The sequence below is a fragment of the Tropicibacter oceani genome, from assembly GCF_029958925.1.
GTDB classification, from domain to species: domain Bacteria; phylum Pseudomonadota; class Alphaproteobacteria; order Rhodobacterales; family Rhodobacteraceae; genus Pacificoceanicola; species Pacificoceanicola oceani.
The window spans coordinates 1,246,717-1,260,562 of record NZ_CP124616.1; the positions used below are offsets into that span (position 1 = coordinate 1,246,717).

9 protein-coding genes are annotated in these 13,846 nt (G+C 59.9%); 3 read left to right on the forward strand and 6 right to left on the reverse strand.

What is annotated here, in order from left to right; all coding sequences use genetic code 11:
- Nucleotides 1–62: 62 nt before the first annotated feature.
- From QF118_RS05940 to drmB, 3 genes are read left to right on the forward strand one after another with little or no spacing between them, the layout of a single operon-like run.
- Complete coding sequence (locus QF118_RS05940) at nt 63–2,369, forward strand: UvrD-helicase domain-containing protein (protein ID WP_282301723.1); 2,307 nt, start codon at nt 63–65, stop codon at nt 2,367–2,369.
- Nucleotides 2,359–5,499 carry a DNA helicase gene (locus tag QF118_RS05945; RefSeq protein ID WP_282301724.1) on the forward strand — a complete coding sequence of 1,047 codons (3,141 nt, stop codon included), beginning with the start codon at nt 2,359–2,361 and terminating at the stop codon, nt 5,497–5,499. The genes QF118_RS05940 and QF118_RS05945 overlap by 11 nt, the downstream gene beginning before the upstream one ends.
- Nucleotides 5,496–7,256: a DUF1998 domain-containing protein gene (gene drmB, locus QF118_RS05950; protein ID WP_282301725.1), complete on the forward strand. Its 1,761-nt coding sequence runs from the start codon at nt 5,496–5,498 to the stop codon at nt 7,254–7,256. Before QF118_RS05945 ends, drmB begins: the two co-directional genes overlap by 4 nt.
- A 54-nt stretch (nt 7,257–7,310) precedes the next feature.
- On the opposite strand, the gene QF118_RS05955 is transcribed toward drmB, so the two are convergent.
- Genes QF118_RS05955 through dcm form a run of 6 tightly spaced genes read right to left on the reverse strand, consistent with a single transcriptional unit; the run spans nt 7,311 to nt 13,592 of the window.
- The gene (locus QF118_RS05955; RefSeq protein ID WP_282301726.1) at nt 7,311–7,745 is read right to left on the reverse strand and encodes an EcoRII N-terminal effector-binding domain-containing protein; all 435 of its coding nucleotides are present in this window, start codon (nt 7,743–7,745) and stop codon (nt 7,311–7,313) included.
- Nucleotides 7,742–9,547, reverse strand: coding sequence for a DEAD/DEAH box helicase (locus QF118_RS05960; RefSeq protein WP_282301727.1), 1,806 nt, complete (start codon nt 9,545–9,547; stop codon nt 7,742–7,744). Before QF118_RS05960 ends, QF118_RS05955 begins: the two co-directional genes overlap by 4 nt.
- Nucleotides 9,548–9,561: 14 nt before the next feature.
- Entirely contained in the window at nt 9,562–10,395 is an 834-nt protein-coding gene (locus QF118_RS05965) for an HNH endonuclease (RefSeq protein WP_282301728.1), read from the reverse strand.
- Nucleotide 10,396: 1 nt separating this feature from the next.
- Complete coding sequence (locus QF118_RS05970; RefSeq protein WP_282301729.1) at nt 10,397–12,025, reverse strand: ATP-binding protein; 1,629 nt, start codon at nt 12,023–12,025, stop codon at nt 10,397–10,399.
- A gap of 12 nt (nt 12,026–12,037) precedes the next feature.
- Nucleotides 12,038–12,508: a very short patch repair endonuclease gene (locus QF118_RS05975; protein WP_282302417.1), complete on the reverse strand. Its 471-nt coding sequence runs from the start codon at nt 12,506–12,508 to the stop codon at nt 12,038–12,040.
- Nucleotides 12,509–12,518: 10 nt separating this feature from the next.
- Nucleotides 12,519–13,592, reverse strand: coding sequence for a DNA (cytosine-5-)-methyltransferase (gene dcm / locus QF118_RS05980; protein WP_282301730.1), 1,074 nt, complete (start codon nt 13,590–13,592; stop codon nt 12,519–12,521).
- Between the last annotated feature and the right edge of the window lie 254 nt (nt 13,593–13,846).

Consider the following 13,846-nt stretch of genomic DNA (forward strand, 5'->3'; position numbering starts at 1 on the left):
TGAAGCGGTTCGCGGTGATTTTCAATAGGCATGTCATTACTTTAGGTCGAGTACAACGCGGAATGCAAAACACAGGTGTCGACACGGTAGACGCTCTCGTCCCCGGTCAGAAGCTCGCCGCGCAGCTGCGCAGGGATGTCCATGATCTGGGAGCAGTGCCGACTTCCCGGGCAATCGCGGGTCTCAAGGCGGTTGCCGTCGCTGACGGTATGACCGGGTCGGCAGCAGAGCAGCAGGCTCAGGCTGTTGTTTCTGCCCTGATGGCGTGTGGTGATCTCGGATCCGGCAAGTCATACGGCGACAGGGTTCTGGTCAAGCGACGATCGGTGGCGGTGCTCGTTCAAGGAGGCCGATGCGTCCTCCTTGGGGGCGATCCCTTACAGGGTGAGGCTCACGGATTGTTGCGGTCGACTGATCTCATCCCGTCCGATGTCACCAGTTTCCTGGATTGGGTCGGTGAGGTTTCCGAGGCTGATATTGCCAGGCTCTGGCAAGTTCTCGATGCAGGCGTCTGGCCGTTGGGCGAGATCACCTCTGACGCAGCAACCCGCTTGCTGTGCGGTGCAGGCATCGTGCCGGAGCAGCCGATTGCCGGTGAGGCATCAGCTTGGCTCAGGGAGTATTTCCCCTTGCCCCGGACGGGAGAGAGCGCCGCAGATCCGTCGCAAACGGCAGTCATTGAGCGTCCGTCAAGCGCACGGCAAATTGTTACCGCTGGGCCAGGCAGCGGCAAGACGCATACGGCAACGGAACGGGTCATCCACCTGGTAAAGCAGGGCGTTCCTCCGGCTGGCATTCGGCTCATCACCTTTACCAGGGTCGCAGCGGAAGAAGTCGGACGTCGTGTATCGAGCGCCTTGGCTGAATTCACCTACTCCGGTGGTGTCACATGCGGGACGATCGACTCGCTTGCGTGGAACCTTGTGACCACGCTTGGGAATGCACCCCGCGGTGGACATGAGCGGATAATCCGTGTCGCACGAAAGGCGGTGTCGGACGGCGAGCAGGCGATGCTGGATCTGCTGGCAGGCATTTCCCATCTGGTGATCGACGAAGCACAGGACATCGTCGGAGAGCGGCGCGTATTCTGTCGCGCTCTGATCGACGCGTTGCCAGAGAGCGTCGGCGTGACGATTCTGGGGGACGGAGCACAGGCGATCTACGGAACGTGGGCCGGTGACAAAGAGAGCAGCGGCTCGCTCCATGCCGAGCTCAGAGATTTATCCGGTTGGGAAAACCGTTCCCTGACGGCAAACCACCGGACGAAATCGCTTGGCTTGCGACAGTTCTTTGGACAGGCGCGGGCGCTGCTCGAGTCTGACAGCGATCCTCGTGCGACCTATCTCGAGATTCGGGGAATGCTCGAAGAGGTTGCGACAGACGCGAATGTGAGCCTGACCGGACCGGTTTTCCCTTGGCGGGACGACAGCCTGATCCTGTTCCGGGGCCGCGCCGCAACCGAGGCCGCGTCGGTTCGACTTACGCGTTCCGCGCGGGTGCACAGACTGAAGCTGTCGGGCCAAACCAGTGTTTGCGATCCACTGGTTGGCGCGATCTGTGCTGGGCATGGCTCCGGTGCAGCAATCCGCCTCGAGCATGTGCGACGGCGACTTGCAGACCTCCATCCGGCTCCGTTGGGATTGATCGAAGAGGACGTGCTGGCGGACCTTCAGTCCCTCGGGAATGGTCATACGCCCCGTCTTCAGGACATTGCTGACGCGGTCGAACGGGAGCCGGTGGGGCACACACGGGATCATGTCGGCACCGCAGGTCCACTGCTGGGTTCCATTCATGGTGCGAAGGGACGGGAAGCCTCGAACGTGCTCCTCATGCTGCCTCCAGTTCCGATCGGCGACGATGTCGACTGGCTGGAGGAAGCCCGCGTCCTGTTCGTCGGGGCAACACGGGCATCGACACATCTGTACCTGGGCAAGGCACAGCCGGGGTTGGTCCGCCCCGGCAAGAACGGCAGCAGATGGTTGCGTGGCAACGGTGGTGGCCTTCTTTTGTCCGGATCGGAGGGACTTCGGGCTCTCGACGGTCTCGCCCCAGCGTTGTCCGTCTGGGAGGCTGGTTTCCGGCAACCGAATTGCTCATTTCGTCGGGTCGGAACTGGAGAGGAAACGCCCTGGCATCTCGTCACGGACGGCGGCGACCTTCTGGCTCAAGTCGATGGCCTGTTGACCGATGACCTCGATCACATCGAGGCCACCCGGGGAGGCCTCGCACCCGGAACCTTGCGCGTGGTCGGAGCTACAACAGTGGTTGACCGTCGGAAAGACGGCAGAATTCAAGCGGTGACCTTGCTGCCGGTGCTTCAGGGCGTCGTGCAGGGTACAGGGAAGAGGGACAATCAAGTTGACCAGTAACGCCGTGGATTTCGCGCGCCAGCGGATGATCGAACGCCTCAGGCAGGATCTCATGGGTCCCTTGGCGGATGAAGAGGTCCTGCACGACAGCCCTTCGGAAATTTACATGACAGGCATCCTGTTCGCCCAGAAGAGCCCGCAGGGCGTGGGCGAGTTGGAGGGCGCAGTTCTTGGTTCCGATGAGGAGGACGATGCCGCGTCCCGGGTGCCGCCGGATACCTTCCGACCGAGTTCGGCAGGCTTGTCGTTCGCCGTTCGGCCGACGGATGGTGAGAACATACTTCTCAACGTGGATGTTTCGGCGGCCCGCTACGAAGCCCGACCACATGCCACCTCTGACGAAGGGCGCCCGCGGTTTGATTGGGCGCGCAAACAGCTGAAAGCCCGACATTCCTTCGAACTGCCCAGTGATCGGGACGGCGAATATGTCATGCCAGGTATGCCGGAGATGGCACTCTGGTTGCGCTCGCGCAGACATGGCGATCTTTACCTCGTGACGATCATTCTTCTGAACAAAAACGTTATGCCGGAGAAACCCGAGCCCGGATTGCGCGACATAGGCAACCTGCATCAGGTTGGCTTCAGCGTCGAAGCCGATCCTGATTTCGGTCGGATCGTTCCTCGTCCCGATCCAATGCAACGGATGCCGGATGAAGATCGGGCCACGGCTGCGTTGCTCTATCGCGACGCTCCCGACTATGGCGCTGGTCATACTTGCTCCATCCGAACGGAGCATCTGCCAGATGGAAACGTTCGCCTGTCGACCGAGTGGTTGCCGTCGACACTGGTCAGATCACCGGGGCCTCTGGGTGATCCAGAGCATTTCGGGAAACTCGTCGCGAAGAAGCTGGAGGGGGCGCTCGGCTCTGAGTGGCTTTCCGTCGCGCCTTCTGGCGATGTGTGCGCGGCGCTCGACGAGCTCTGCGCTTGTTACGATCAATGGATTGCTGCCCGAGAAGCTGAGGCCCATGCATTGCCAGCCGAGCAACAGGATACGGCGCGTCGTCACATGTACGAGTGTCGCATCGCGTCTGGTAGGATGAAAGAAGGCGTGGACCTTCTCCGGAAGGACGGTCCGGAACTCCTCGCATTCCGGCTCGCCAACCGAGCGCTCTGGCAACAGAACGAATGGAAGCGCAAACGGGATCCGAGGATCGGCCCACTGGTCTGGCGGCCGTTTCAGATGGCCTTCGTGTTGCTCTGCATGGCTTCGGCTGGGAACAGGGATCACGATGATCGTGGCGTGATGGACCTCCTTTGGTTTCCTACCGGGGGCGGCAAGACCGAAGCTTACCTGCTCTTGACGGCATTCACGGTTTTCCTGCGCCGTCAGCAGGGTGGTCCCGAGGCGGCAGGCGTGACGGTCCTTATGCGCTACACACTGCGCCTTTTGACGGCGCAGCAGTTCCAACGGGCTGCAGCGATGATCCTCGCTTGTGATCTGTTGCGGACCGGGGACTGTGATTGCCCTGGCATCAAGATCCCTTCAGCTCTTTCGCAAGGCGCGCCGATTTCCATTGGCCTTTGGGTCGGCAGGGACACGACTCCCAACAGAATCGTTGAAACAGAGAAGACGGGTTCGCCCGCACAGATCGAGCATTGCCCGGACTGCGGTTCACAACTCGAATGGGATATCGCGTCCAGTGGTGACCGGATCCATGCAACCTGCCACAGCACTGGATGCCTTTCAGGTCAGGCACGAGACCATTTCCCCTTCTGGACGGTCGACGAAGACATCTACCGCGAACTTCCCACACTGCTTCTGGGCACCGCAGACAAGTTCGTTCAGATCGTTACAAAGAAGGAGACCGGTCGCCTGTTTGGGCTTGGTGATGCCGGTCGATTGCCGCCCGATCTGATCATCCAAGATGAACTTCATCTCATTTCCGGACCGTTGGGCAGCATGGCAGGCCTCTTCGAGACTGCTATCGACGCCCTATGCACCCGGGAGGGACAACGCCCAAAAGTGATCGGCTCTACAGCCACGATCAGGCGTGCAGCGGATCAGGTGCTGAATCTCTTCGATCGATCCGTCATGCAGTTTCCGCCGCCAGGCCTGCACCATGCCAATTCAGGCTTTGCCTGTGTCGAGCAGGACAGCCCGGGACGGCTGCATCTGGGCGTGACAACGGCCGGTCGTACCGGCAGCTACATTTACCAGGCGATCGCATCGTCGCTCCTCCAGGCTGCGGCTGATCCGTCTTTTTCCGGCACCGAGGAAGATTATTACTGGACGCTTGTAGGCTACTTCAACTCGCTGCGCGAACTCGGCAGCGCCTCGATCATCATGCAGGACGACGTCACGCATGGCCTTGAACTGGTTTCAGCACGGCGGCAGGAGCAGCCGCGTCACCTTCAGCCGCCAACCGAACTGACAAGTCGGGTCAAATCGGATGAGATCCGCAACATGCTCCTGGAGCTGGATGCAACCCGAGACAGTGGCGAGGCAGCTGACGTCGTACTGGCTTCGAACATGATCTCGGTCGGTCTCGACGTCGGGCGTCTGGGCCTTATGCTGGTCAATGGCCAACCCAAGACCATCGCCGAATACATCCAGGCAACAAGCCGGGTTGGACGCGGTCGCGTGCCCGGGCTGGTCGTTACGCTATACAATGCCAGCAAGTCCCGCGACCGAAGCCGGTATGAGACCTTTCCGACGTGGCACAGTGCCCTTTATCGCGATGTCGAGGCGACTGGTGTGACGCCCTTCGCGCCGCGGGCGCGAGACAAGGCCCTGCACGCTCCGTTTGTTGCAATGGCGCGGCATCTTCTGCCGGGCATGTTGGACACACCTGCCGCGGCGGCGGACCACGAGGCAGACCTGAAAGCACTGATCGATTTGATATGTCGGCGAATCTCGAACGTAGACCCCGGTGAGGCTGATGCTGCCCGTCGCGAGCTTGACGAGTTCCTGAAGCTTTGGCTGCGCCGTGGAGCACTGCCGCAGTATTGGGCCAACTGGTCGGACGATGCTTTGCTGATTTCAGCGGATGCACAGGCGACATCCAATGCTGTCGGCTTCACCAAGGGACTCGCGCGAGCCACCCCGGGAACACTGCGTGCCGTCGAGCCGTCGACGGAATTCGTCATCAGGGAAATTGTGTCGTCTGGCGCTGAGGAAATCCAATGAGCAAGAACGTCGGCAGCATTCGCCGCAGTCAGATCATCTCGACTTTCGGTCCGGGCGCGATCGTCGATTTTCGCCTGCCGGGAAGCGGGGCGCTGCTTTCGGGGGTTATGCAGGGTTTGGAGGCCTGGGAGGCCTACACGAAAGGTGGCTACAAGCAGGATGTGGTGCGCGAACCGAGACTCGAAGCACTCCTTGGCGTTGACCACTTTCGTGCTCCGCCGGTAGGGACTTACCTGAAGGACGGGCAAAAAAAGGATCGCGTGCTCCCGATAGAACGTTTTCCGGATTGGCTGTCCTGTCCCGAGTGCCATGTCATCAACCGGTCAGGGCAGTGGGCGCCTTCGCGTAACGGCGACAGCCTGCATTGCGGCCAATGCCGTGGAAAGCCGGCAGTGGTACCTGTGCGCTTCGTTGCGATTTGCGAGAACGGGCATCTTGATGATTTCCCGTGGTCCACATGGCTGACGCACGAACCCGGGTGTTCCCGGCCGGTTCTGGCTTTGAAGACGGTCGGCGCAGGCATCGGTGGGCTGTTGCTGACCTGCAAGTCCTGCGGTGCCGGGCGTTCCATGGCCGAGGCATTTTCGCCCAAGGGTATTCCGAAGCACAAATGCGGCGGTGGCCGGCCTTGGCTCGGTGGGCGCCAATCGGGATGCGAGGCAGCGCCCCGGATCACGCAGCGCGGCGCCAGCAACGTGTATTTCTCCATCGAGCAGAGTGCGATCACCCTTCCTGACTGGAAGGTGCCATTCAGGGAGAAGATGGCCGACTTCATCGACATGCTCGATTTTCTCGAAGATGAAGACATGCGGATCGCTTTTATCGCCAAGAAGATCCTACCGACTTGGGACGGCTCCGAAAGCGCCGAAGAAATCGCACGTCGTTTCAGGGAGATGAAGGAAGACACTTCTGGAAGTGAAGAGGATCTGAGGCTCGACGAGTTCCGGATGCTGCTGACGGATACGTCGGACTCTGAAGAAAGCGCGAAGATCCTGCTGAACCGCCAACAACCCGTGCCTCCCACATTGTCAGGGATGATCTCATGGATTTCATCGGTGGAAAGGCTTCGGGAGGTACGTGCGCTGACCGGGTTTACGAGGCTGAAGGCGCAGGTTGGTGGCAAGCCGGATGCCGTGCCTCTGTCTCGATCAGGTCTTTCCTGGCTGCCAGCGGTAGCCTTGCATGGGGAAGGCGTATTTCTGTCACTGAACCTTGATGCCGTATCCGAATGGGAGAGGCGGCCTGATGTTGTCGACCATTTGGCTCACCTGATCCAGTCGCACGTGAATAGTGCTCGGGCCGAAGGAAAGCAGGTGGATGGCGCGCCACAGCAACTCAATGCGCGGTATATGTTGATTCACACTCTGGCGCATGCGTTGATCGCGCGCCTGTCGCTCGACAGCGGATATTCCTCGAGCGCACTGCGTGAGCGCCTCTATGTCGGACCGGATATGGCCGGATTGCTGATCTATACTTCCACGCCGGATGCAGACGGGACGATGGGAGGGCTTTCGCGACAGGCACGACCGGCCCGCATGGAGCAGTTGGTGCTGCAGGCGCTGGCCGACCATGAGCTCTGCTCCGCCGATCCGCTTTGTTCCGAAGGCCTGGCGCGCAGCGGTTCGAATGGGAATCACGCGGCATGCCATAACTGCGTATTCCTACCGGAAACCAGTTGTGAAGCCTGGAATGGCTTTCTTGACAGAAGCCTTTTGAGTGCGGGGCCGCTCTCGTTCTTCAAGAAACTCGTCGAGTGATCAAGTCGACCTGGCGTTGACCTTCGGCATTTCGATTTCCCAACCGGCCGGAGGTCAATGCACGCGGCGCCAGCCGGTAGAGATCCTGATGCGGACGGGGCCATCTTCGACCGGTTCGTCGGGTTCCTTCGCGGCCTTGACGACATTAATCAGATAGCTGGTCGCGCCATCTTCCTTTGAGATTTCGAAGGTGTCGCCTTCTTTGGCGCCTTCCGTCCTGAAGTACTTGGTCAGGTGCGTGATCCGATATTCGTTCCGCGTCCCATTCGGTTTGTGCAAACGGTTATTGTAATAGACGTAGCGCAGTCGAAGTTCGCGACCATCTGGGGTCACGCAGATGATCCATTCGCTTGGATTGTACTTGTCGGGATCCAAGTGTGGCAGGAAAGCCAGAAGCTCGCCGTCGCCCTTTGGAATGAGGATACCGCCCATGTGGGCCCCCGTCGATCCGACATCATTGGCGCTGAGGGGCTTGAGGAATTTCTTCATCGGGACTTTCCGTTGGGAGACATCTGGAGTGCCCGGGTCAGATCCTCGCTGTCACGGATCGCCACGGGCACGGTTTCGTTTGCCAGTTCACTTTTCCACGCCGATCGTTCGATCATGACCTGTTCCACCGTGTCCTCGTAGAACAGGCGGTAGATGGTGACCGGCTCGGTCTGGCCGCGGCGGTGTGCGCGGGCGCTGGCCTGCGCCTCGAGAGCAGGGTTCCAGAGCGGCGTGAAGTGAATGACGATGGTTGCGGCGGTGATGTTCAGCCCTGCGCCTGCGGCGCGCGGATTGAGCACGAGGCAGGCCGGACCGTCAAAGCACGAGAATTCGTCGACGATGGCTTGGCGATCTTCTTGTGCTGTGCTGCCGTTGATGGCGCCCCACCATGCGGCGGGCAGGTCATGCCCGGCTCGTTTCAGCAAGTCACCGATCCTGTTGAAGGATGCAAAGACGATCACTTTGCGCCGGTTGATGAATGCTTCATGTAAAAGCGCAATGGCCCGCTCCATCTTCGGCGTCATCAGCTGTGCTGCGTCACTTGCCACCACGTCGGCGTCTTCGTGGTCGTCCGCATCGTCGCGGCTCCGCAGCCAGGGGTGGGCACAGAACAGCTGCAATTGCATCGTCGCAACCAGCGCCCCGGCCACCGGATACTTCTCGAGGGTCGTCTGCCTGACCATCTCGTATTGCCAGGCAAGGTCGTCGTCGAGAAAAACAGGCAGGTCGACGTCAATCCGTTCTGGCAGGTCGCCGGCCACATCGGCCACACGCCGCTTCAGAATGACCGGGTCGGTAAGCCGTGCCAAGCTTTTAGCTGCTTCCACAGTGTCGGGGAATTCGATCTCGAAAACGCTCTGCTGGTCGAGCATTCCGGGCACTGCCAAGTCGATCAGGGACCAGAGGTCGAGAAGGGTGTTCTCGACTGGGGTGCCTGTCATGGGTATCGCGCAGCGCCGTGGAATGGCGGCCAGTGCCTGACGCCGGTTCGATCCCGGATTTTTGACCGCTTGCGCTTCGTCACAGATGACCCATGACCATTCCAGCGATGACAGCACAGCGATATCGTTCACCATCGTGTCGTAGGTCGTGATGACGACGGAGGCGACCTGCAGGTCCCGGAAGATGCCGGCTCGGTACGCGCCTCGATGCACCAGAATGGTAAGCGACGGTGCAAAGCGGCGGATTTCGCGGACCCAGTTTGCAATCAGGCTTGTCGGGCAGATGATGAGCGCGGGCGAACTCTGCGGAGGTGGATCCATCATGAGCAGCGCGATGATCTGCAGGGTTTTCCCAAGACCCATTTCATCCGCAAGGATAAGGCCGCCGGTCCGCCTCGCGGTCCGCCACATCCACTGGACGCCACGGGCCTGATAGGGGAACAGCTTCGCGTCCAGTCCGGGAATGGACATCTCCGAGCCAAGGGCATCGGCCGCAGTCGTGCCGGACCGGAATGCCTCCTCGTCGGCCTCGATCAGGATCAATTCGTTTGGCTCCCGCGTGAGTCTCATGCCTAAGGCAAACGGGACATCCCGTGGATCGGCACCTTCGAGGACTTCGGCAACCAGATCGGGGGCATCCTGCGGAAGAGGCCTGATCGTATTTCCGTCCAGTACCCAAGCATGTCTGGCTGAGGGGGCCTCAATGAAGCTCGGCACGCCACGCAGCGTCCTGAGGCCACCCAAGCGTGCGGCAAGGCGCACGGGTCCGTTGCCGATCCGGAGGGCGGGATCGAGGACACGCTCAGATACGCTGAACCTGTCGCCGAATTCAGCGGCAACCGCATCGAACGCGATGGGCATGTCGGTCGGAGAAGTCAAAGTACACCTGCCTTGCCCGTCGGATCAGCCATCAATTCGCGAAGTTCCTCCAGGGACCACGGTTCGGGCTTACGTGAATGCACAGCGCGGTGGCAGTTCGGGCAGAGCGGCGCGAGGTCGCGTGCCGGATCATAGGGGCGCGGCTCCTTCAGGAGCGAGAGTGGTTCGAGATGGTGTACCTCGATGATGCTGCCAGCCACACCGTAGGTCTCGCGCGGATCAAGGCCGCAACAGGCGCAAACTTCACCATGCAACCTGATGCAAAGGAGTCGATTTCTGGGGTTGCGTTCGCGGCGCCGGACCGTTGTGACCAGTTCCGCCCCTTCGTACTCGGGCTCGCCGTGGCCGTCCTCTTCGATGATGTCGTACCCGATCAGTTCGGCCATGGCGGCCATCATCGGCACGATCGTGTCGCGGCTGACCTCGGTCAAAGCGATCTCGGGGTCCCGCGGAAGGTTCCGGATGATGGCAGTCATCCGGAAATCTCCGGTGGTGATCTTCCAATCGGCCATCTCTTGCCCGTGGACCTCGACCTCCACAGAGTTGTCGATGGACGCGATGAGGGCCCGTGCCAGACGGACATCCTCGGACCCGGCACCAGCGATGCGTCGAACGACTTCACCCGCAAATGCGCCAAAACCCAGCGTAACGACGTAGCCCTTCAGACCGTACGGACGCAGCTCCGCCACGGGTCCGTGCCGCTCTTCGAGGTCCGCAAACCAGATCCGCAGGCCCGTCCGAGATTTCGACCCGTCGACCGTCATGCCGATCGCAGCGCCGGTTCCGGCCTCCAGTTCTTCCCGGATGAGGGTTTGACGGGCTGACAGCATCTCAGTCCTCGTCAACCTCGGTCAGTTCCGCTGAGGTCGGGTCCGGGAGATTTCGGAGCAGCTTCTTGAGGTTGGACGAGATCTCCTCGCGAATGTCCTCGAACACAGGCTCCAGTTCCGGATCGGTGTTGTTTTGCTCTGCCATTGCGAAGGCGTACAGAAGCAGGTCCATGCCCTCGACTGCGTATCCGCTGGCTGCAGCGCGCTGGTAGATCTTCTGGTAGAAGTCATGATGCTTGTTCAGCAGGACACCGGGTACGTGATCCGAAACGCCTGGGCTCCGGTACGCCGGCTCGAAAAGGTGCCCGCTGGTGATGGTCGTGACAGCCTCGACATAGATCGACTCCGGATTGACGTGCTCCTGAACCGGCACCTTGATCCGGATCTTCACACCGCGCCGGTTGTTGACCTCGACGGTTTGGCTGGCTGGATCCGCGCTTGCCACCTGAGGCTTGGCGACATTTGCCGTTGCCGCGATGTTCTTGTTGGAGCTTCCGTGGTCGACCGTTGTCTTCTTGTTGGCATCGTCGCGGGTGATACGGCGATACCGGTTGCCGGCTTCGCGGTAGACCGGTTGCAGAAGACTGCGCAGCCCATCTTCCAGATCCGGGTGGAACAGGATCCGGGACTTCTTCACGTCGATGCGGAAGGCCTCGTCCAATTCATGTGTGAAGTCGAATTCAATGCGCAGGAGCGACGTATGGGGTTCGGGGGCGCCAAATACGTCCAGCCAGCCGCCATCCTGAATGAGGCGCCCTTCGCGATAGACATAAAAGCCCTGCGCACGGTTCGAAATGCGCGCGAATTCGGCTTCCTCTTCTTTTGTCATGTCGCGGCGATGAGGCAGGATCCATGCCTTGATCCCTGCTTCCGCCTCGCTGCCATCCGGCAGTTCGACAATTATCCGCTGTTTCGTCTCTGCGAGCACCTGATCAGAGCGGGTTGGATAGAACGGGTTCCATGCAGGCACATCGACGCCGTTGATCCGAATGGCAACGTTTCGTTCGCGTTCATCAGACGTGTCGAGAAACCGATGAAAGACCAGCGCGACGTGCTTGCCCAGGGTCTCGGCCAGCCGCTTGATCGCGGCCTTTTCCTTCGAACCGGGGTCGTAGTCCTTGGACAGGATGCGGTCACAGTTCTCCCATACGACAAGCGTCCCGGTTTCCCCGCAGAGCTCCTCGAACATGTCGGCCTGATCTGGCGTCACCGGATCGTCGAGCATTTCCCAGATGTTCTTCGCCTCGACATGTTCGAGATCCCAGGTCAGCTTCGCCAGTTCCTCGTTCGCCGACTTCCTCGAAATCAGGCTGTAACGCTTACATACGGAGCTTGAGGCCGTCTTGAGCCCCAGTCCGAACTTCCCGAGGCTTTTGGCGTCGGAACGCTTGTCGGCGCCGTAGCGCATCGCATTGCGAACCTCATCGCGGGTCATGCCGTGACCATCATCACCGAAATAGACGATCTTCCGGCCGTCATGCATCAACTCAATGTTGATGTTTACCGCATTGGCTCCAGCTGCGATCGAGTTATCTATGATATCGGCTGCTGCGGTCTTGACGTTGTAACCCGTGTCACGAAGCCCGACGATGAGGCGCGCGGCGTTCGGATCGTTGATGAGGTCGTTCATCTTCCTGCTCTTTCACTTCGGACGAGAGCCGGACTTTCCATCCAGACGTGAGAAAAAGTCCTGCTCAGAAATGCTGGCCTCTTTTTCGCGGCCCTTCAACCAATCTGCAATCACCGATATCAGAATATCTTCCGATACTTGGCGCGTTGCGCATTCCCATACAGTTAGGATGCGCCACCCGGACTGTGCAAGGCGTTGCCGGACCGCCGCATCCCTTTCCTGGTTTCGACCTATCTTGGTTTGCCAAAAATCGGTATTCGTCTTGGGGATGCGAAAATAATGGCAGCCCTCGTGCCCGTGCCAGAAACACCCGTGAACGAAAATCACAGTCCGATATTTCGGGAGCACGATATCCGGCTTCCCAGGAAGATCCTTGGTATGCAGGCGGTACCGGAAGCCCAGACGGTGCAGTCCCTTGCGCACCATGATCTCGGGCTTGGTATCCTTGGGGCCGATCCGCGACATCATCGCGGACCGTGTCATGGGCGGCTTGTCAGGCACGCATCCCCCGTTTGGGGTGCAGTGCGACCGTGTTGGTGATCCAGGGGGCCATGGCCTCGGCAATGGCAATGGCAACCGGCGCGGCGACTGCGTTGCCGAACTGACGGTAGGCTTGCGTGTCAGAGACGACGATTTTCCAAGGTTGGTTCGAGCCCTTTCGGTCAAACCCCATGAGTCTTGCGCATTCCCTTGGTGTCAATCGCCGGGGCGTACCGTGGTCCTGGGCGATCAGTATTTCGCTGCCATCCTTGTAGTAGCGCGCACTGAGTGTGCGTGCCACGTTGTGGGACTGACACAGACCGAATCCGAAGCCATTACCGGCGGCCTTATGCTTGGCAGCGTAGTTCTGGAGGTACTTCCAGAGGTTGGGTGTCAGTGTGTACTTGCCGCCCACCTCGGCCAAGGGGCCTGTGGTATAGGGTTCTTCAACAGTCTCCGAACCGTCCTGCGGGTGCAGGATGTCAACAAGTGTCGGCGCCGGACCCTCAGGGAAGATCACCTCGTCAAGGGAAAACGCGACGGGCACGTCACGCCGGAAGCCGGCGATAAAGATGCGCTCGCGGTGTTGCGGAACCCAGTGGCGCGCGTCGATCACTTTGTGGTCGACGTCATATCCCAGTTCATCCAAGGCGTGGAGAATGACGCGGAAAGTGTTGCCTTTGTCATGCGACAGGAGGTTCTTGACGTTTTCCAGAAGGAAAGCCTTCGGTTTGTGGTGTCGCAGGATGCGAACCACGTCAAAGAACAGTGTGCCCTGCGTCTCATCCGCGAACCCGTGGGCCCGACCCAGCGAATTCTTTTTTGACACCCCGGCAATGGAAAATGGCTGGCAAGGGAAACCAGCGAGCAGGACATCATGCGCGGGGATGTCGCGCTCGTCGACTTTGGTAATGTCGCCGTTGATCTCGTGACCATCTTCAAAGTTCGCGCGGTAGGTCTCCTGCGAGAACTTGTTCCACTCGCTGGTGAACACGCAGGTTCCGCCAACTGCCTCGAAACCAATGCGCAAGCCGCCGATGCCTGCGAAGAGATCGATGAAGGTGAAACCGTGCGAGACAGCGGTCATGTGTGTTCTCCGAGTGATGTGCGCCTACATACGAAAACCAGGGCTGCAAAGCACGGACGCTACAACTTGTAGACCATCTATGCCACGGAAAAAGTACCTGTCCAATCTTACGATCAGGTTCACGGACCCTGTGATGTAATGAGCACCGGAAATGCTTGGGAACGACGGTCAAAGCTAACCGGATCGACATGCTGCAGTCGTACAGTCAACTGATGGTCGTCATGAACCAATCAGAGACCTCCAAATTGGTTTCC